General features: G+C 44.5%; 21 protein-coding genes and 3 tRNA genes. 9 read left to right on the forward strand and 15 right to left on the reverse strand.

Features of this window, described 5'->3' with window-relative positions:
• Positions 1-2: 2 nt before the first annotated feature.
• Both SPSYN_RS07450 and tsaD read right to left on the reverse strand, forming a co-directional pair.
• Positions 3-434 (reverse strand): ACT domain-containing protein, encoded by a 432-nt coding sequence (locus SPSYN_RS07450; RefSeq protein ID WP_161821844.1) that lies wholly within the window; start codon positions 432-434, stop codon positions 3-5.
• Between the two features lie 564 nt (positions 435-998).
• Positions 999-2,021, reverse strand: a complete 1,023-nt coding sequence (gene tsaD / locus SPSYN_RS07455; protein ID WP_161821845.1) for a tRNA (adenosine(37)-N6)-threonylcarbamoyltransferase complex transferase subunit TsaD — start codon at positions 2,019-2,021, stop codon at positions 999-1,001.
• Between the two features lie 139 nt (positions 2,022-2,160).
• Here tsaD and SPSYN_RS07460 point away from each other — a divergent pair, with 139 nt between their 5' ends.
• The gene (locus SPSYN_RS07460; protein ID WP_161821846.1) at positions 2,161-2,856 is read left to right on the forward strand and encodes an endonuclease/exonuclease/phosphatase family protein; all 696 of its coding nucleotides are present in this window, start codon (positions 2,161-2,163) and stop codon (positions 2,854-2,856) included.
• A gap of 45 nt (positions 2,857-2,901) precedes the next feature.
• Here the strand turns inward: SPSYN_RS07460 and SPSYN_RS07465 are convergent, their stop codons facing one another.
• A complete protein-coding gene (locus SPSYN_RS07465) occupies positions 2,902-3,651 on the reverse strand; it encodes an SIR2 family NAD-dependent protein deacylase (protein ID WP_202623760.1) in 750 nt (249 codons plus the stop codon).
• Positions 3,652-3,783: 132 nt separating this feature from the next.
• Here SPSYN_RS07465 and SPSYN_RS07470 point away from each other — a divergent pair, with 132 nt between their 5' ends.
• Entirely contained in the window at positions 3,784-4,218 is a 435-nt protein-coding gene (locus tag SPSYN_RS07470; protein WP_161821847.1) for a hypothetical protein, read from the forward strand.
• Between the two features lie 101 nt (positions 4,219-4,319).
• Here SPSYN_RS07470 and SPSYN_RS07475 read toward each other — a convergent pair whose 3' ends face one another.
• From SPSYN_RS07475 to SPSYN_RS07500, 6 genes are all read right to left on the reverse strand, one after another.
• Positions 4,320-4,733: a zinc ribbon domain-containing protein gene (locus SPSYN_RS07475; RefSeq protein ID WP_161821848.1), complete on the reverse strand. Its 414-nt coding sequence runs from the start codon at positions 4,731-4,733 to the stop codon at positions 4,320-4,322.
• A gap of 118 nt (positions 4,734-4,851) precedes the next feature.
• The gene (locus SPSYN_RS07480) at positions 4,852-5,046 is read right to left on the reverse strand and encodes a hypothetical protein (RefSeq protein ID WP_161821849.1); all 195 of its coding nucleotides are present in this window, start codon (positions 5,044-5,046) and stop codon (positions 4,852-4,854) included.
• A 136-nt stretch (positions 5,047-5,182) separates the two neighbouring features.
• Positions 5,183-6,076 carry a DUF2889 domain-containing protein gene (locus tag SPSYN_RS07485; RefSeq protein ID WP_161821850.1) on the reverse strand — a complete coding sequence of 298 codons (894 nt, stop codon included), beginning with the start codon at positions 6,074-6,076 and terminating at the stop codon, positions 5,183-5,185.
• A gap of 140 nt (positions 6,077-6,216) precedes the next feature.
• Positions 6,217-6,513, reverse strand: a complete 297-nt coding sequence (locus tag SPSYN_RS07490) for a hypothetical protein (protein ID WP_161821851.1) — start codon at positions 6,511-6,513, stop codon at positions 6,217-6,219.
• Positions 6,514-6,584: 71 nt separating this feature from the next.
• Entirely contained in the window at positions 6,585-7,136 is a 552-nt protein-coding gene (locus SPSYN_RS07495; protein WP_161821852.1) for a 5' nucleotidase, NT5C type, read from the reverse strand.
• A 39-nt stretch (positions 7,137-7,175) separates the two neighbouring features.
• Positions 7,176-7,493, reverse strand: a complete 318-nt coding sequence (locus tag SPSYN_RS07500) for a GerW family sporulation protein (protein WP_161821853.1) — start codon at positions 7,491-7,493, stop codon at positions 7,176-7,178.
• A 277-nt stretch (positions 7,494-7,770) separates the two neighbouring features.
• Between SPSYN_RS07500 and SPSYN_RS07505 the strand changes: the two genes are divergently transcribed.
• From SPSYN_RS07505 to SPSYN_RS07520, 4 genes are all read left to right on the forward strand, one after another.
• The gene (locus SPSYN_RS07505) at positions 7,771-8,166 is read left to right on the forward strand and encodes a hypothetical protein (RefSeq protein ID WP_161821854.1); all 396 of its coding nucleotides are present in this window, start codon (positions 7,771-7,773) and stop codon (positions 8,164-8,166) included.
• A gap of 232 nt (positions 8,167-8,398) precedes the next feature.
• On the forward strand, positions 8,399-9,904 hold the full coding sequence (gene thrC, locus SPSYN_RS07510; RefSeq protein WP_161821855.1) for a threonine synthase: 1,506 nt from the start codon (positions 8,399-8,401) through the stop codon (positions 9,902-9,904).
• A gap of 8 nt (positions 9,905-9,912) precedes the next feature.
• On the forward strand, positions 9,913-10,083 hold the full coding sequence (locus SPSYN_RS07515; protein ID WP_161821856.1) for a hypothetical protein: 171 nt from the start codon (positions 9,913-9,915) through the stop codon (positions 10,081-10,083).
• A gap of 24 nt (positions 10,084-10,107) precedes the next feature.
• Positions 10,108-10,659 carry an O-acetyl-ADP-ribose deacetylase gene (locus SPSYN_RS07520; RefSeq protein WP_161821857.1) on the forward strand — a complete coding sequence of 184 codons (552 nt, stop codon included), beginning with the start codon at positions 10,108-10,110 and terminating at the stop codon, positions 10,657-10,659.
• Positions 10,660-10,772: 113 nt separating this feature from the next.
• Here the strand turns inward: SPSYN_RS07520 and SPSYN_RS07525 are convergent, their stop codons facing one another.
• From SPSYN_RS07525 to SPSYN_RS07540, 4 genes are all read right to left on the reverse strand, one after another.
• Positions 10,773-13,796, reverse strand: coding sequence for an FAD-dependent oxidoreductase (locus tag SPSYN_RS07525; protein WP_480935854.1), 3,024 nt, complete (start codon positions 13,794-13,796; stop codon positions 10,773-10,775).
• A gap of 25 nt (positions 13,797-13,821) precedes the next feature.
• Positions 13,822-14,670: a CoB--CoM heterodisulfide reductase iron-sulfur subunit B family protein gene (locus SPSYN_RS07530; protein WP_161821858.1), complete on the reverse strand. Its 849-nt coding sequence runs from the start codon at positions 14,668-14,670 to the stop codon at positions 13,822-13,824.
• A gap of 50 nt (positions 14,671-14,720) precedes the next feature.
• Positions 14,721-15,260: a 4Fe-4S dicluster domain-containing protein gene (locus tag SPSYN_RS07535; protein WP_161821859.1), complete on the reverse strand. Its 540-nt coding sequence runs from the start codon at positions 15,258-15,260 to the stop codon at positions 14,721-14,723.
• Positions 15,261-16,039: 779 nt separating this feature from the next.
• Positions 16,040-16,123, reverse strand: a tRNA-Leu gene (locus SPSYN_RS07540).
• A 136-nt stretch (positions 16,124-16,259) separates the two neighbouring features.
• Here SPSYN_RS07540 and SPSYN_RS07545 point away from each other — a divergent pair.
• Positions 16,260-16,508 (forward strand): DUF1540 domain-containing protein, encoded by a 249-nt coding sequence (locus SPSYN_RS07545; protein ID WP_161821860.1) that lies wholly within the window; start codon positions 16,260-16,262, stop codon positions 16,506-16,508.
• 129 nt (positions 16,509-16,637) lie between these two features.
• Here SPSYN_RS07545 and SPSYN_RS07550 read toward each other — a convergent pair whose 3' ends face one another.
• Positions 16,638-17,027, reverse strand: coding sequence for a hypothetical protein (locus SPSYN_RS07550; RefSeq protein WP_161821861.1), 390 nt, complete (start codon positions 17,025-17,027; stop codon positions 16,638-16,640).
• Positions 17,028-17,165: 138 nt separating this feature from the next.
• Between SPSYN_RS07550 and SPSYN_RS07555 the strand changes: the two genes are divergently transcribed.
• Together SPSYN_RS07555 and SPSYN_RS07560 are read left to right on the forward strand one after the other, a co-directional pair.
• Positions 17,166-17,239: transfer RNA gene (locus SPSYN_RS07555), tRNA-Gly, on the forward strand.
• 6 nt (positions 17,240-17,245) lie between these two features.
• A tRNA-Arg gene (locus SPSYN_RS07560) sits at positions 17,246-17,322 on the forward strand.
• 147 nt (positions 17,323-17,469) lie between these two features.
• On the opposite strand, the gene SPSYN_RS07565 is transcribed toward SPSYN_RS07560, so the two are convergent.
• On the reverse strand, positions 17,470-18,948 hold the full coding sequence (locus SPSYN_RS07565) for a copper amine oxidase N-terminal domain-containing protein (RefSeq protein WP_243152956.1): 1,479 nt from the start codon (positions 18,946-18,948) through the stop codon (positions 17,470-17,472).
• Positions 18,949-19,005 lie beyond the last annotated feature (57 nt).

The raw sequence follows: 19,005 nt of genomic DNA on the forward strand, positions 1-19,005 counted from the left end.
GTTTACAAGGCATACACCTGGCTGCCCGGCAGAATATTGATGTCTTTTTTCTGCAACACTTCAATAGCTTTGTCGATTTGCTCCACCTTGACTACTACCAGGGCAGCGTTAGATGCTTTTTGTACAAATGCATACAGGTATTCAATGTTAATATCGGCTTGCTGCAATAAATCCAGCACATTGGCCAGACCGCCGGGCTCATCTTTAATTTCCACAGCAATGACATCGGTGGTGCTGCCGGTAAAGTTGGCTTCTTTAAGCAGCCGAATGGCCTTATCGGGGTCACTGACAATTATGCGCAGGATCCCGAAATCAGCAGTATCGGCTATGGACATAGCTCTGATATTAATGTTGTTATCGCCCAATACTTTGGTCACCTGGGCAAGACGTCCTTTTTCGTTTTCCAAAAAGACTGATATTTGTTTTACCTTCATCCAATCCACCCCTTTCTACTCGTTTATAAAAACACTTGTTATTGCATTTCCCGCTCGTATAATATCCTTTTGGCTTTTCATTAATCGGTGCAGCCCATAAAACGCTGCATGCGCACAAAGATACGACCACAGCCGCAGGGAACATCTTTGATTACGGTAATATCTCCAGTATGGTAACTTTACTATAAAAGGATAGCATAACTTTTTATGAAAAAAAAGGTTTATCACAACTTTTCCAATACCTCTTGTACGGTTAGATACTGATATGGTTTTTGTAGCCGGTTGCGAAATTATGCTGCCCGGTAATATGGAAAATAGCGGCTCGTAATAGTTCGCCTGCCAGGGCAGTGAATTTTCACCCACAGTTCAAACTCCTGATTTTAAAGTTATCAACAAACTTATCCACATTATCCACAGGGATAACTAATCAGAACCAGTCTCAGCATAACTATGATCAGCAAAATATAAGAATCTAGATAATTTAATATTCTTAAATCGTAAGGATTGGCGGTTATGTTCCCAACTTTTTTTGTGGATAAGTTGTGGAATCATTTGTGTATAAGTTTAATAACGGTCCTGTCCCAGCGGTAAGCTTGGTACCGCATTTAAGGTCAGGGGGGCGAAATCGCCGCGCCGGTATTTATGGTAGGCGGCGCAGGCTATCATAGCCGCGTTGTCGGTGCACAGTACCGGCGGCGGGTAAATAACTCTCTTGCCCTCCCGGGCTGCATGGTAGGTTATTTCCTGCCTTAAAAGCCGGTTAGCCGCTACCCCGCCGGCCAGCATTATGGTGCTGATCTGATGCTTCCGGGCGGCCAGCAGTGTTTTATCCACCAGCACATCTACAGCGGCGCGACGGAAACTAGCTGCTACATCGGCTTTATTTACCGGCAGCCCTTTTTGTTCAGCACGGTGTAAGTAATTAATCACCGCTGTTTTAAGGCCGCTGAAGCTAAAGTCCAGGCTGCCTTCAGCAAGATAAGCCCGGGGCAGGTGTATAGCAGTATCATCGCCGGATGCAGCTAATGCATCTATTAATGGCCCGCCTGGATAACCCAAGCCCAGCACACGGGCTACCTTATCAAAAGCTTCCCCGGCGGCGTCGTCCCGGGTGGCACCTAATAATTTATACTGGCCAATACTTGTAATTAGTACCAGATCGGTATGACCTCCAGATACCACCAAGCAGATAACCGGTAAAGCAAGTTCTGGTTCAGACAAAAAATTGGCGCTTACGTGACCTTCCAGGTGGTTAATGCCGATTAACGGTTTATCCAGTGCAAAGGCAATTGCCTTGGCGGCGGATACGCCCACCAATAGCGCGCCAACTAAACCGGGGCCGTAGGTTACGGCTACGGCGTCCAGACTGGAAAAATCAAGATTGGCTTCATCGAGTGCTTCCCGGATTACGTGGTTAACCAGCTCCAGGTGCTTGCGAGAGGCGACCTCCGGCACAACACCGCCAAATTTACGATGCACGTCCACCTGGGAGGAGATGATATTAGATTTGACGGTGGTACCGTCAACTACAACGGCCGCCGCGGTTTCATCGCAGGATGTTTCCACGCTTAAGATGGTTACACTCATTTAAATTAATTTCGCTCCTTTAAAATATCTATTGCATTGAATGTATTAGCTACTGTATTAATTTTACTAAGCTTTTGTAACACAGGTTTTGTTTATCTATCGCTTGCATAATAATAATTAAAAACTTTAAGGTGGTCTAATGAGATTACGCATACTTTCTTACAACATCAGACACTGTCGCGGTATGAACGGCAAGGTTTGTTTAAAAGCGGTGGCCTCCACCATTGCCGGTGCGCAGCCTGATTTAGTGGGTCTTCAAGAAGTGGATTATTTCAATCCCCGAAGTGCCTTTGCCGACCAAGCAGCCAAACTGGGGAGAATGCTGGGTATGTACCATGTATACGGGCCCAATGTTACCTGGGGTGGTGTAGCCCGGTTTGGTAACGCCGTACTCTCCCGTTATCCAATAGTAAGATGGCATAACTACCTACTGCCCAGCAAGGGTGAACAAAGAGGCCTGCTCCGGGCGGAAATTCAACTTAACGACCTGTCTGTGGTTTTTTTTAATACCCACCTGGGGTTGGACCATCAAGAACGGCTGCAGCAAGTAGCCAAAATACAGGACATTGTCCGCAGTATGTTCGGGCACCAGCTGCTGGCCGGGGATTTAAATGCTAATCCGGACAGCAAGGAAATAGCCATCCTGCAAACCGTATTGCGGTCCGGTGATTTGTCCGGGACAAAATTTACTTTTCCTTCCAACTATCCCAAATATAAAATTGATTACATTTTTTATTCTGACCACTGGAGGCTGATTGAAACCAAAGTTTACACCAGCCGGGCGTCAGATCACCTTCCGCTGTCAGCGGACGTACAGCTTGACCGGCTTCATTAGTAGCTTGCCGGCATTTTGGGGCGTATTTCTTGCAAGTCTTGATATTTAAAGTGTAACGCCAAGCTTGTGCATGATGTCCCGGAAAACCTTACCGGCACTTTCATGGACAACCACCGCAGCTTCATTATCATAAGGGGTAGAAGTGTTGTTAATGATTACAATTTCCTTGGCATAACTAGGCAAACCGGCCACGGGATATACGGTGAGGCTGCTGCCGACGACCAGCAGGAGCTGGCAGCCCGAAATCTCAAAAGTAACCTGGTAGTAATCATCGTTCATTTGGTCTTCAAACAATACAACATCCGGCCGCAATACACCTCCGCATTTAAGGCAGCGGGGAGGATTTTCACCGTTATCAAAGCTTTGCACCAGGTGGTCAAAACTATGGGACGCCCGGCAATCCATGCAGCGGCAGGTGCGCAAATGGCCATGCACTTCCCATACAGTTTTAGAACCGGCCTTCACGTGCAGGCTGTCGATATTTTGAGTAATTACCCCGTCCAACAGACCCATCTTTTCCAGTTGAGCCAAAGCTGTGTGGGCGGTATTGGGCTGGGCGTCGTTAAAAGCGGTCCAGCGTTTTAAATTGGTGCTGTAAAAAAAAGCGGGATCTCTGCGCAGTGCGGACAGACTGGCCGTTTTAGCCGGGTCTTGCTTTTCCCACAGACCGGTTCCCGGGCTGCGATAGTCGGGAATACCGCTTTCTGTACTGATGCCTGCCCCGGTAAGAGCAAATGTTTTATCGGATCCCTTAATTAAACGAACTATTTCTTGGATTTTGTTTTCATATAACAAATTAATACCTCCATTCTCCTCAATGGTATAATTATTTTGAATACATTTTTTACTGTCAACTTTTAATCATGCAGGAACTAGTATAGTTTTGTTGAAAATTGTAATGATTACTTACAAAAGGAGGAAAGTTTCATGCCTACATTTATTAATAACCTATTAAGCCGGGTCGGGCTGGCTAAAAAGTCCGAAAAAGAAACAAAAAAAGCAGCTACTCCTACTGTAGCAAAGAGTGATGCTTTTTTACAAATTGTCGCGGTAATTGATGCTATGGTTGAAGAGGGTGTTACCAGGCTAAGAAAAGTAGAAGATCGTTATGCTGTTATTTACTTGCTGGGTGATAAAAAGATTTTGCATATCCCTAAAAATGTGGATCCCCCCCGTACATTTTTCCTTTTCTCCGGGGCTAACCGGGTAGCCAAGGGGATGGATGTACCGGGTCTGCGGGTGGTTTCAAAAAATGAGGCTAAACAAAAAAAATATGGGCCAATTAAAGCAGTCTACACGGGTATCAATACAGAAGTGGTGAAGGATATGCTGAAGTTGATGGATAGCGATAAGACGGCCTAACACAAATATTACACCGGTACGATAAGCACTTTAGTACCGGTGTTTATTTTACAATTGTTACATGGGCTATTTGTCAAATAGCGATAATTCAATAACTACTGTTACTCCACCACTTGTTTGCCGCAGAAACTGCAAAACTTACCGCCGGCGGGCAGAACTTTGCCGCAATCCGAGCAAACAGGCACTTCGGGCTGCATATCTTCAATTTGCTTTTCAAGTTCTTTCATTTGCTTTTCCAGTTCCCTGGTGTCACTAAGTAGCCTGGACAATTCTTCGCCTAAACTCACGTCATCCATCCCAGACTGCTGTTGGTAGTACAATGCACCAATGCCGGCCAGGTTATTTTCCATTTCCCTTTCCATCTTTTTAATTTCATATTTCAATTTGGTGACTTCAAACAGTTCTGAAGACTTTTTGGAAATGTCTCTGGCTTTGTCGCCGGCTATACCGCTAAGATCTTTTGCCTGGTTGCCTAAATGCTTGGCACTTTCGGCCATTTTTTGAATAAAACCCATACAATCACCTCCACAAGTAATATTCTGCGTGTTAGCAGACAATCCTTTTCTGAAATTACCCGAAAATACAAAAAAAGAGCGGCTAATTCCGCTCCTTGTTTGATACTTAAAGCAATGATTAGTTACAATTGATGTGGAAGTGATTATGCTGGAGCCTGATCGTATGCATTGCTCCGCAATCAGGACATTGCTTGGACTCCCCGTCCTTATAACGAATCTCACCAATATGTTTGCCACAGCAAGTTATTTCAACGCTGATGATCTGGCCATTCTCACGAAAATTCACCCGGTAATCCATTTTTTTATGGTCCAATTTCAATCACTCCATTTTACCTTATTTTACCTCAATAGTGAAAATATTAAACCTGCAAAGAACTGTTAAATATTACCTTCAACATGGGTATGAACATAAACTCCGGCATATACATTCACTTTAGGTAGTGATCCGCTTAGGTAGTGCTCTGCCTGTTCTGCCTGGAAACTGCAATATTAACGGCTATCAGAGCTTCATACGCCGTATCTATCAAGTGCACACAGCCATCTCCCCGGCCAAGAACTAAGGCGATTTGTTTTTTAACCGGATTGTTGGCATCAAAACCTTGTAACTGCTTTAGAAAAACATTGGCTTCCATGCAAACATCATCCGGTGCACGAAGTAATACACCGTCAGACTTGGTGATTAACAGGTTGCTATCTGTTTCTAGCTCAACGCTCATTTCGTGATAAGAGTCGCTAAATGTAGCGATTACTCGGTAACCACCACCAAGCAGCTCATAAACAGATTGCGAAACAAACCGGTTAAACAAAACATTGGTGCGTGTATAATCAGAATAATCCCATACTTTAGTTATTCTGTCCAGATTGCTATAATAGCGGCAGGTATTGAGATAAAATTCATCCCAATATTTGTTGTAATCTGCAGCTGAGGCATAACCTCGTTCACTTAATAAAAAAGTTTCCGATTGAATAACGCCCCGTACTGTTTCTTTAAACAGTGCTCGTGATAAAGAACCCAGGTGAGCCACTGCCTCACTTATGGCCGGCCCTGAGTTAAAATAGGCCTCTACGCCTTGCAGCCCGGGAATGTCCGTAATGGTCACAGGTAGTGAATAGGTCTCCCAGGTGGCTTCCATGATTTTAAAGCTGATCGGGTCCACCCGCAAACGGGCGCCAACCTCACAATCTGTACCGCAATAAATAGTTTCTGCTTGCAGTTGTCCAATATTGGTCTGCTGCCCTGCACCAATTTCGGCAGCAGTATCATTTAAATTGACTGCACTGGCGGAAGTAGGCGGGTTCAGACGCACAGAGGTATGCCAGTGGCGTTGTAGAATATTTATCATGGTTTCACCCCTTTGACTCATTATACCGAAAAATGTACGTTTTGGTAGACCATGATGCAAAAAAGTAAAAGTAATTATTAATGTGCCTGCCCAAAATGAAAACACCCCGTCTTAACGAAGTGTCTGGAGTGTAAATTTACTTATTGTCCGCGCTGTTTTTTTCTAAGTAGTTTAATGGCCTTGGCACTAAGGACAATGGGGAAATTGTGAATATACTGGGGACGCAAAAACACAGACGGTAAAAAACCTTTGGTGGAAATTAGCTCCTCTTTCATCAGTAACCTGGCTAATTCAATGGCCTGCTGTTCCGATAAACAATACCGATCCATGGTTTTTTTCATAGCATCTTCCATGAAGAAGGAACACTGCTGGGCGGAGTAAAGTTCGTACAGCAAACGAGTTAGGTTTAGTTGAGCGAGATCTAGAATGCCGGCCATTGAATGCACAGCCCCTTGATTGTTATCTTAAACGCAACTCAAAAAAGTCTAACTAATTAGTATTTGGTAGGTTAACCTGGTGTGATAATTTCACATATCTGTGACCAAGAATGCACACGCTGCACCTGACCAATCAAAGGCGCCCGGTTATAAGGAGCATCCAGAAGTATAACCGGTATACCGCGGGAGCTAACCTGCAACGCGTTATTCAGATTGTCTTCAATGAATACATCCAGCTTCAGTTGAACACAGGTATCTGCTTTATCATGGCTGCCCAGCAGGATAAGCTCATCCCAATGAAATCCATACCGTTCAAGCCATTGTTGCGTGCGGTCACGTGCCTTTTCGAAGCGTGCCGATATTAAAACCACATACGCTTTGCCCCTCCAATTATTGATGCAATCCACCGCCTGAGGCACGGGCAGAGGGCCATCCTGCAGAAGACTCCCTTTGGCCTGGATAAACTCTGTGAGTTGATCTTCATTTAAATTATAAATCTTAGCAAGGTCATAACTGATAATGTCATCATAGCTCAAGTTTTTATCAAAAAATCTGTTTAACTCATTCACCAGTAAGGGAAAAGTATTGGCAATTACGCCGTCAATATCAATTCCTATACGCATTTATAGCCTCCTTATCTTTGCCTATACCTGCGCTCTGGATTAAAGGTCTGTTTGCTCCGGGGATGATACTTCATAAAGCTGCGCATCTATACTCTCCAGGAGGCTCAGACCAGAGCCGGGCCGAAGTGAAAATACTCTTATGTTATCCTTATTTACAGCCACCATTGCTACCGGGTCCATGCGGAATCCCCCGCCCCCCGCGCCCTGGAGTGAATTGGTTCCACCATAGGCAGCGGATATGGACAAAACGGGTAACAATGTGGTTTCTTGGACTACCACAGGCTTACCCAGCACCATACCTGCAAATGCATTTTCCAGCCCGGATAACAGGCTGGATAGTTTGTCATCACTCAGCATAATAAATACCTGGTACTTAGGAACAAGCAAAATTTGTCATGGCTCTAATTAAGCTTTCCCTCCCTGACCAGGTGTGCTCCTTTCGGTTTATATATAATTCAGCGATAAATTGATGTCTACTCGTTAAAACTAGTATATCAAGATTTTATGCAAATTACAAAATATGTCCAAATAGATAATCATCGAAATATTTCATAAATATATTTTTATGTATCAAATATATCCAAATTGTCAATTAATAATGTACAATAGAATTAGTTATTATGGAGGGCAGAGCATGCAAACCGCCAATATACTCGAATTCCCCACTACTGATGACCAGCATGTTATGAGAGCTGCTGTTGATACATTTTTAATTGCCCAAACCGGTAAAACCCGGGAAGTTATGTTGAAGACCATCCGGGCCGTACTGGACCGCTATCATATCTCCAAGTTTAGCTTTACTGATTATTATGTATATGCTGCCCGTGAACCGAAATGGTCATTAATTAAAGCAAAGAGTATAATCAACGGAGATAAATGTCCTGGCTGCGGAGACCCAATTTATGACTATAAAAGTAATGTGCGTATATTAAGCATTGAAGAAAACCTTCGGCGCCATTATGTAACCTACGGTTGCCGTTGCGGACGAGTATTCGGTAAATGGGAGCCTGCATCGGAGGACGAGCTCTGAGAATGTGACATTTGGATGGGCAGCTAGCTCGAGCAATTCCGACCGATGCCTAGAACCTAAGCACCAAGGTTTGGGTGGTTGAGGTATATTTGCCTTATGGCCGGTGGTTCCTTTAAGTAAAGGGGAACACTGGCTTTAATTATGACTTTACCTAGTTTCATTGACTACAGCAGCTTTTTAGGTGTTTAATGTAATTGTAAATGAGCGATTATTGGGCAGGAGGAATTGTGTTATGTTATATTCAAGCACTAGAGGCAATTATGGGCCGCTGCCCGCCGCAGAGGCCATTAAATTGGGCATTGCACCCGACGGGGGGCTGTTTGTGCCCATCGAGCGGGTGCAGCTGTCTATGGATGAAATTGCTGCCATGGTTCCGCAGACTTACCAGGAACGAGCTGTTAAAATACTGGAACCTTATTTAACCGGGTTCACTACGGAGGAAATACTCGGCTTTGTAAATGATGCCTATAACAAAGCCAGCTTCGATCATCCTGACGTAGCTCCGCTGACTGATTTGGACGCCAAACTCAGCGTACTGGAGTTGTGGCACGGCCCCACCTGCGCCTTTAAAGATATGGCTCTGCAGATACTGCCTCACCTGCTGGTTAAATCCATGGAAAAAACCGGTGAGAGTTCCGACATTCTAATTTTAGTGGCTACTTCAGGAGATACCGGCAAGGCGGCCCTCGAGGGGTTTAAAGATGTGTCCCACACGGCCATCATGGTGTTTTACCCGGAAAAGGGGGTTAGCGAAGTTCAAAAAGCCCAGATGGTCACCCAGGAGGGCGGTAATGTAGGCGTTTACGCCGTTCGGGGTAACTTTGATGATACCCAGAGCAGTGTCAAGGCTATCTTTGGCGATGCCGTTATGCAACAGTCCGTTGCGGATCTCGGCTTTAAATTTTCCTCAGCCAACTCAATTAACTGGGGCCGGCTAATGCCCCAGATAGTATACTATTTCTCCGCCTACGCCGACCTTTTAGCCCGGGGACGGGTGCAGCTGAGCGAGGCAGTCAATTTTGTCGTACCTACCGGGAACTTTGGCAATATCCTGGCCGGATTCTATGCTAAGCAAATGGGCTTGCCCGTACACAAGCTGGTGTGTGCTGCCAACGAAAACAATGTACTCACAGATTTCATCACCAGCGGCACCTATAACCGCAACCGCGATTTTAAGCGCACCATCTCGCCTTCCATGGACATCCTTATTTCCAGTAACCTGGAGAGGTTGCTGTTTGAGCTCAGTAACCAAGACGCCGACCGGGTGCAACAGTGGATGGCCGACCTTAACGTTAAGGGATACTACACGGTGGATGACGCCACCCGGGATCAGGTACAGTCAGTTTTCTGGTCGGACTATGCCGATGACAAGGCTACCATGTCAGCCATTAAAGAAACCTATCAACGGTACGGTTATGTCGTGGACACCCACACAGCGGTTGGATTATATGTTTACAACCGTTACCGGCAGGGCACCGGTGATGACCGGCCTACCGTGGTACTGTCCACAGCTAGTCCTTTTAAATTCAACGCTAGTGTGGCTAATGCACTAATGAGTGAAGAGCAAACTGCCGGCCGGGATGAATTCGCCCTTCTACAGTTGCTGTCTGATTTCAGCGGCCTGCCTGTACCCTCCGGTTTAAGCGGTTTGGCCAGTCGCCCGGTGAAGCATAACACTGTGGTCGACCGTGAACAAATGCCTGAAGCTGTTTTAGATTTTGTTAAGAAAAGGCGGTAGGAAGTAAAATGAGCAAAACTTTCATGCCCATGCTACTGATATCCGTTGCAGCAATGGGTACATACTACCTGTTAGCGACAGAGGCAGGACTTTCAGAGAGTTTAAGCATGGCCGGTGGCATCGCCATTGGGTTGTTGGGTGCTGTGGTAACCACTAAACTGCTGCGAGGAAAAGGTTAGCACTAAAGGAGGAATTGCATTGTTATGCATTCTTTATTAAACCAAACCCGGGTAGAATTTGTACGAGGTGATATAACCAGACAGGCTACCGAGGCTATTGTGAATGCCGCAAATTCCAGCCTATTGGGGGGCGGCGGAGTGGATGGAGCCATCCACCGGGCTGGTGGTCCCAGGATACTTGAGGAGTGCAAAAAAATCAGGGCACAGCAGGGCGGTTGCCCTACCGGTGAGGCGGTAATTACCACCGGGGGCAATTTACCCGCCCGCTACGTTATTCACACCGTAGGACCGGTATGGCACGGAGGCAGCCATAACGAGTCGATGCTGCTGCGGTCTGCTTACTATAACAGCCTGCGGTTGGCGCAAGAAAACGACATTAACAGCATTGCCTTCCCTTCCATCAGCACCGGGGCTTACGGCTATCCTGTTAAGCAGGCGGCCGCTATTGCTGTGGCTGCGGTGCTTGAATTTGCTGATTCTCATAGCCAGCCCGGACTAATCCGGTTTGTACTGTTTAGCGACCAGGACCTGGTGGTTTACCAGGCGGCTTGGGAAGAGGCAGTTAGCTCCTTTTAATCTTGTAGTCTAACGAACTGAATTGCGTGACTTGAGGGACACGGCAAAAAAGGACAGCACTGGCTGTCCTTTTTTTATATGACTTTGATAGCACTATCATTTAAACAGGTGCATTATGCTTCCGGTCGGGGCTGAAAAAACATGCCTTCCACCTGGACACCTAACTGTTTGGGACTGTAGCTTTGCAAGGTGATGGCCTTGTTGGGACACTCGCCGGCGCAGGAGCCGCAGCCCTGGCAAACAACAGCTTCTATTTCCGCTTTGTGTTCTTTAATGCGAGGGGCCTTAAAGGGACACAAACGCACGCAAGTGAGACAGGCCGCGCAGAGGGCCGGGTCTACTACCGCCACGACTCCGCTGGACTCCAGCTCATCACGGCTTAAGATACTGGTGGCTCGTCCGGCAGCCGCCTTGGCCTGGGAAATGCTCTCCTCTATGGATTTGGGGCCATGCGCCAAACCACACATATAAATACCCTCGGCAGAAAAGTCCACCGGGCGCAACTTCATATGGGCTTCCTGGTAGAAGTTATCCGGGTTCAAAGGCACCTTTAGCAGTTGTGAAAGTTTATGGTTGGACTCGGGCGGTACAATAGGCGCTGCCAGAGTGAGCAGGTCCACGTCGATATCATAGGTTTCGCCCATGATATGATCGGTGGCGGTCACCCGCAGTTTGCCGTCTACAAGTTGCACTTTCGGCTTATTCTCCACATCGTAGCGGAAGAATATTACGCCTTTGGACCGGGCCTCACGGTAAAAGTCCTCGTTAAAGCTGTAAGTACGGATATCCCGGTACAGTACTATAATGGACGCATCGGGATTGATTTCCTTCAGTTTGAGTGCCAGCTTCATGGTCTTAGTGCAGCAAATTCGGCTGCAGTAAGGCCGGTAATCTTCACGGGATCCTACGCATTGGATCATAACAATGTTTTCGGCCGACTTGACTCTGGGATCGTTATTGACGATGGCCTCGTCCAACTCCAACTGGGTCATTACCCGGCTGTCCTGGCCATATAAATATTCGGTGGGCTTGGACTCTTCGGCCCCGGTAGCGATGATGGATATACCGTGCTCCAATACTTCTCCGCTATCTAGTTTAGTTTTAAAGTTGCCTATATAACCGGTTACTTCTTCTATATCATTACCCATGTATAAGTTTATGCTTGGGTTGTTTTTAACCTTGTCAACTAACTGCTGTACAAATACAGGTATGTTTTCACCGTTAAAACCTTCATGGATGCGCAGTGCCATGCCGCCCAGCTGATTGCTCTTTTCCAGCAAGTGCACATTATAACCCTGGTCCGCCAGACTCAGTGCTGAAGTCATTCCGGATACGCCGCCGCCTATGACTAGTGCGGTGTGATTTACTCCCACCGTTATCTTTTTGGTTGCATTCAGGGTAGCAACTTTGGCCACGGCTCCGCTCACCAAATCCTTAGCTTTAAGAGTGGCCTTTTCGGGTTCCTGCGAGTGCACCCAGGAACACTGGTCCCGTATATTGGCCATTTCGAACAAAGCAGGATTTAAACCGGCCTCCTTCATGGTTTCCTGGAATAAGGGCTTATGGGTGCGGATAGTACAAGAGGCTACCACGATGCGGTTGAGCTTGTACTCCTCGATTAATTCTTTCATGGCCAACTGGCTGTCCTGGGCGCAGACATACAAATTATTGGTGGCATAAACCACATAGGGCAGCTGCTTCACATGTTCAACTACTGCGGGCACATCTACCACGCCGGCAATGTTAGTACCGCAGTGACATACAAATACCCCGATGCGCGGCTCTTCCCGGCTGACATCCTTCTCTTGGGGGAATTCCATTGGGGTTACCTGGGTATTGCGTACGGCTGCCAAAAAGGCAGCAGTGTCACCCGCGGCCGCGCTGGCCTGCATAACGGTTTCCGGGATATCTTTGGGACCGCTGAACACACCGGCGACGTAAATCCCTTCTTTGGAGGTCTTTACACCGGACAGTTCCTTAAGTTGGCAGAAATTATATTCGTTTAGCTCAACACCCAGTATTTTAGCTAAATCCACGGCTTCCTGAGTGGGTTTTAAACCAACGGACAGCACCAGCATTTCAAAATCTTCTTCCATCATACCCTCAGGGGTGCGGTAGCGGACCCGTAAATCTTTAGTCTTGGGCAGCTCTTTCACCGATGAAATCATACTCTTAATGTAGCGCACGTTGTATTGATTCTGGGCACGGTTGTAATACTTTTCGTAGTCCTTACCGAAAGCCCTGATGTCCATATTAAAAATAGTCGTGTTCAGACCGGGAACGTGGTCTTGGGCAATCATAGCCTCTTTTGTGGCGTACATACAGCACACCGCTGAACAGTAACCATTGCATAAAGATACATCCCTGGATCCTATGCACTGGATAAAAGCAATTTTCTTGGGGGTAGTACCGTCTGCCTTTTGTACGTGGCCTTCATACGGCCCAGAAGCGCTCAGCATGCGTTCAAACTGCATACTGGTGTATACGTTTTCATACACGCCGTAGCCATATTCACCCCGCAGCTCGGCGTTAAATAATTCATAGCCCGCGCAGAGAATAATCGCTCCCACATTTAAGGTAACGATTTCTTCCTGCATATTATGGTCAATAGCTTTAGACTGGCAGACATCGATACATTTGCCACAGGCTTTGGGATTTTTCTTCCGCAAACATTTGGTGGCGTCAATCGCATAGGCGTTAGGATACGCCTGGGGATAAAGTTTGTAAATGGCTTTGCGCTGGCCCATGTTCTGGTTGAACTCGTTGGGCACTTTTACCGGGCATACCTCTGAGCAGGAACCGCAGCCCACGCATTTTGTGGCATCTACGTAACGGGGGTGTTTTTTTACCTGAACCATGTAGTTGCCGGCCTCTCCAGACAGCCCGATTACTTCAGAGCAGGTTAATATATCTATATTGCGGTGACGTCCGCATTCCACCAGCTTGGGGGAAAGGGTACACATAGCACAATCGTTGGTGGGGAAAGTTTTGTCCAGCATAGGCATGCGGCCGCCAATGCCCGGTGATTTCTCCACAATATAAACCTTGTACCCCACCTCCGCCAGATCCAGGGAGGATTGCATGCCGCTAATGCCCGCGCCGATAACCAGCACGGAGCCTACCATGTTATTACTCACAATCAATCCAGACCTCCATTAATATTTAGTCCGCCAGTGACAATGATTGCAGTAGCGGGTTGGGGTTCACTAAATGCAGATTAGACCATTTTTTAGTGGCAGGCAGTCCCAACGCCAGACCGATCAATTCGGTGAAGTAAAAGGCCGGCAGGTCTGTGCCCTTCGCCTGGCGCATTTCCAGATTAGATTGGCATAATGGACAGGCAGTAACAATAGCCATTGCTTCAACTTCTTTGGCCGCATCAATTATCCGGCCAACCATACCATGTACAACATCTTTGCTGGTTAAACTCAAGCTAGCCCCGCAGCATTCCGTTTTATACGACCATTGAATAGGTTCGGCGCCCAGAGCTTTGACTATATTATCCAAAAACATAGGGTGTTCCGTATTGTCAAAGCAAGTAACTTGGGGTGGCCTGACCATTAGGCACCCGTAATAACAGACAACCTTTAGCCCTTTTAGTGGTTTTTGTACCTTCTCGGCAATGGCCTTTTCACCTAACTGGCCAACCACCTCTACTAGTGAATGAACATTAACGCTGGCGTTGTATTTAAAATCAACGATGTCCTCAACTTTCTGGCGCATAACATCATCATTGCGTAAAACATAATCAGCCTTTTTAACCCGGCTGTAGCAAGCCGCGCAGGGAATAGCCAGGTCCATGCCTGCCCGCTGGGCAAGGGCCACGTTTTGCGAGGGTAGTGCGATAGAAAGCATGTGGTTAGTGCTGTGGGCACAAGTAGCCCCGCAGCAAACCCAGTCATCGAGCTCGACCAGCTCAATACCAAGTCCTTTGCAGGCATCCCGGGCGGACATATCATATTCTTTAGCGGTGGCCTTTAAAGAACATCCGGGGTAATAGGAAAGTCTCAATTTATGTAACCCCTTTCCTTGCATAGCAAATTAATAGTTTGGTTGATAAATCAATGGGCAGTCTTGTTAAAAATATCTTTGATTTTGCCCCTCGCTTTGATCCGGTGTGGCAGCAAGGGTAGTTTGCCTTTTTTTAACATATCCATACCAAAATCCATGTCGGACATTAAATCGCCACTCTTAAGCTTATATAAGCCCATCATACTGGCCTCATGCACCCGGCCGAAAGCTCGTACCGAGCTTAAAAAGGTATTGTGGAACAAGAGAACGTTCTTTTCTTTCACCGTACCGGCCGCAATGGCCATTTCCTTCAGCGCGTCCATCACCTCAGCAGTGTTAATGCCGTTGGGGCATCGTGCCCCACACATTTCACAGCTGGAGCAAATCCAGATGCTGGAGCTGTTTAACACACGTTCTTTTTGGCCTAGCTGAACCAAGCGGATAATCTCATTAGGGTAATAATCAGCGAAACCCGTCGCTATGCAACCTGACGCACACTTCTGGCATTGGTAGCAAAGATCAATAGGTTGTCCACTTTTTTCCCTTACTTCATTGAAGAACTTTCTTTTATCGGCGTCAATGAAGCTCACTTGAATCCCCCTTCCCAAATAAATTAATTTTTATTTATTTATAAAGATTAATGAATAGGTAGATAAATTGTTTAAAATTAAATAGTTGCTATATATTCGTATACTGTATAATATTTATAGTGTCACTATAAAAAAACATAAAAAAAGGCTCACCCGCAACTAAATTATATGATAATTCCTATTAAAAGAAAAGGATTATCTTATCTTTTTACGTATATCCATAAAACTTGAAAATGGCCAATGCGGATAAATTTTTCATATGTATGTATACTGATTAATTTGTGCAATAAGATGGAGATTATCTACAAATGTAGTGACAAATAAAATGAAAAAACATAAATTTCGGACACATGTAATATGCTGACTGAAAAATGCCTTTAGTGTCAAAATATTACCTTACATGACGAATAAACTTTGAATTATGAGCAGTTTTTTCGCTACAAAAGCATAATATAATAAACGGTTAATTTTGTCCACTACCCCTGCTAAGGAGATGTATACTTGAGATCTTAATTTTGTTAACCCTGGTATTTTTTATTAAAATCACCATTAAATAATTAAGATAAATTACATGATAAATGAACCTAAGAATTTGATAGTTCTTGTCATATATATAAACCTGTGGCAACTATAAATAGCACCACAGGTTTATAAAATTCATAAAAAAAATCCTTCTTCGTTCCCGCAGTATTCTTAGAAGGAGTTCGAAGGAGGAATTTAATATGTCTCGTACTAACGTAATGGATTGGTAACTACAAATCCACTGCTAAATTCACTTCTGGTGCGGGCGAGAGGATTTGAACCTCCACGAGTTGCCCCACTGGATCCTAAGTCCAGCGCGTCTGCCGTTCCGCCACGCCCGCAATAATATTACCTTAATCGCGAATACTAATATAACATTTTTTACTCGAAATTACAAGGACCAGATGATGATAAATAAACTAGCTTCGGGAATAATAACAGCGGAATTAAATTATAAAAAAAAGGAGGGATAAACAGTTGAATCAACACATCCACTGCATTATTAATAATTGCCATTACTGGGCAAATGGTAACAAGTGTGAGGCTAATGAAATTTTGGTAGCCAACGATAGCTTTGCCTCAAAGCAGCAGGACAGCATAGATGCCACAATGGCTAAACAATTGACTCCAGCATCAGCCGATTCCTGCATGTCTACTTGTTGTAAAACATTTGTTCATAAAAACTCTGACCAAATTAGTGCCGACAGTATTTATAAAATGTCATAATACCTACCTACACAGGCTGCTATTGGGTGGCCTGTGTAGTATTAATTTTACGGCACAATGATTATTAAAAAACTACACAAGCTTATCGAACCTGCTAATTACTAATTAAACTATCGCGCTGTGAGGATTTCACTTTCTTATAAGATTAATTAAACGCCCCAGTAAAAACCTGCATGATTGGTAAACAGCCAGCAACACCAAAAAGCCTAATAAACCGGCCAAAATATCATCGAGTTCCATGCCGCCGCGTCCCGTCAGCTTTTGTTCAATCTCCAAGACTAAAACCAGGATGGATATAATTGCTGAGGTAAATAAAAAAGAAATCAGGGAAATATTAATTTTAGCCAACCATCTTAAGAAAAAATCTGTAAAGATAAAAAAAATTACGCCCAGCAAGCCGATTATCCAAAAGTGCAAATCCTTATCCGTAAAAGGCAGTCCTAACTGTTCGCTATATCCCCAGATTTGATCATGCAGGTCATTGATTAAATTGACAATTTGATTAATAATCGTTATCATATAAAGCACCAGCTTTCAATGATAAGAGTATGCTTTAAGATATTATTTTGTTAAACTTTATAAATTCCTTTATTCTAAAAATTTAACTTTGACTCAAGAAGAATTTTTCTGTATAATAATATTGTTCGCTTCAGATGGGCGGGTGTAGCTCAATGGTAGAGCGCTGGCCTTCCAAGCCAGTTACGTGGGTTCGATTCCCATCACCCGCTCCAAATAATCTCCCGGTAGCTCAGCTGGATAGAGCAACGGACTTCTAATCCGTAGGTCGCGGGTTCGAATCCCTCCCGGGAGGCCAACAAAGCCAGTATCCGCAAGGTTTGCGGGTACTGGCTTTTTTATTTGAGCAAAAGAACAGCATAATGGGGATTTATATTCGTTAATTCTCTGTCGGCTGTTCATAAATCATAAGTGGTATTTAATGTTCCCATATATAATATTTGAATTACTGAGAGCTTAGTGAATGAACTAGATTTGTGCAATCCATTTGATATACACCTTTATTTGTAGCGGCCAAGGCTATATTATCTTTAATTGCTAAATCAAGAACATCAGCATTAATTTTCGTTTTTTGCCATGTCTGCCCTTTATTCACGCTATAAAAAACAACGCCGTCAAAAGTGCCTGCTAATATTAAGTAATTTGATACTGCTACGGAGGTGATTCTTGAAGGAACGGTACCTTCCCGCCATTTAAAACTGTCTTTCTTAAGGGTTAACCAATTATTACCACCATCAGGGGAAATACAAACCGAACCCGTAGATGCCGGATTAAATGCTACTACAGTATTGTCTTTGGGATAATCTATAGAGGGTACAGCTTTACCAATTATACTCTCTTCAGAAAAAATATTTCCTATATAATATTTGCATATGTTTGCGTCCGAGATTTCAAAGCCTGTATCTTGCCAGTCTTCTAAGTCATTACTAGTTTTTAGTTTATTATCTAAAACTGCAAATATTTTATCGCCCATAAAAGTAACATTATCCCATGGTGCACACCTAGAAGTTATATCGTAATTCCAGCTATTACCACCATTTAATGATTGTTTAAGCAGACCTCTTGAGTTAGCTAACAACGTCTTATTCTTAGGCGCGGTTATCCAATACCGGTAATAATCTGAAGGAGGGTTTAAACCATCACTAACCCATTTAATGCCGTCATTACTAACAAGTAATTTATTTTCATTTTCATAAAATATTGACATATACATTTTTTCAGGTGTTAGTGCCACACCGTAAATATAAAAATGTGCATTTTGGGCGCTTAAATAAATATTATCTGCATATACTTTTGAACTCCAATCACGATTATCTGGTTCCTTAAAGTATAACCTTTCTTCACCCCTAACGATAGCAAACTGCTTATCCTTCCAAAACCAAACTCTATGTATATTTGTCCTGTCTAGTATTTTTTCCCAAATAGGCTTCCATTCAGTTGCATTATTGTGTTGAGTGTTTATGTTATCTATTTTTTCGGTTGTAGCTTGCTCAATCGGTGTTTCGGAAACAGAAGTAATAGTGATGGTTTGAGCAACTCCGTCCCATTTAACGTTTGCGTCCAAAGCTTCAGAAACAAAGCGGAGCGGGACCATAGTGTTACCCTTGATTATTTTGCCCGGTACCTGAAGGGTTACCGCCTGGCCGTTAATATAGGCCGTGCTGGAACCAATCTGCAGCTTTACTGTCGTCTGTGCCTTTGTAGCTGTGACTGTCTGTGAGACTTCGTCCCAGTTAACAATGGCATTAAGAGATTGGAATATAGCCCGTAATGGTATCAAGGTGATACCGCTTTCATTAACTGTTGAAACATTCAATTGTTCGCCGTTCACAAACACCTGTGCTGCCAAAGCCGGTGTTGTTACTGTGAATAATAGAACTAACGCAAGCAATAAATTTTTTAATTTCCCTATCACCCTTAACACTATACTTGTCCTCCCTAGTTATTATTTAATAATCCAGTTATTCATCAGAATAATTGT

The sequence above is a fragment of the Sporotomaculum syntrophicum genome, from assembly GCF_009932395.1.
GTDB classification, from domain to species: Bacteria; Bacillota; Desulfotomaculia; order Desulfotomaculales; family Desulfallaceae; genus Sporotomaculum; species Sporotomaculum syntrophicum.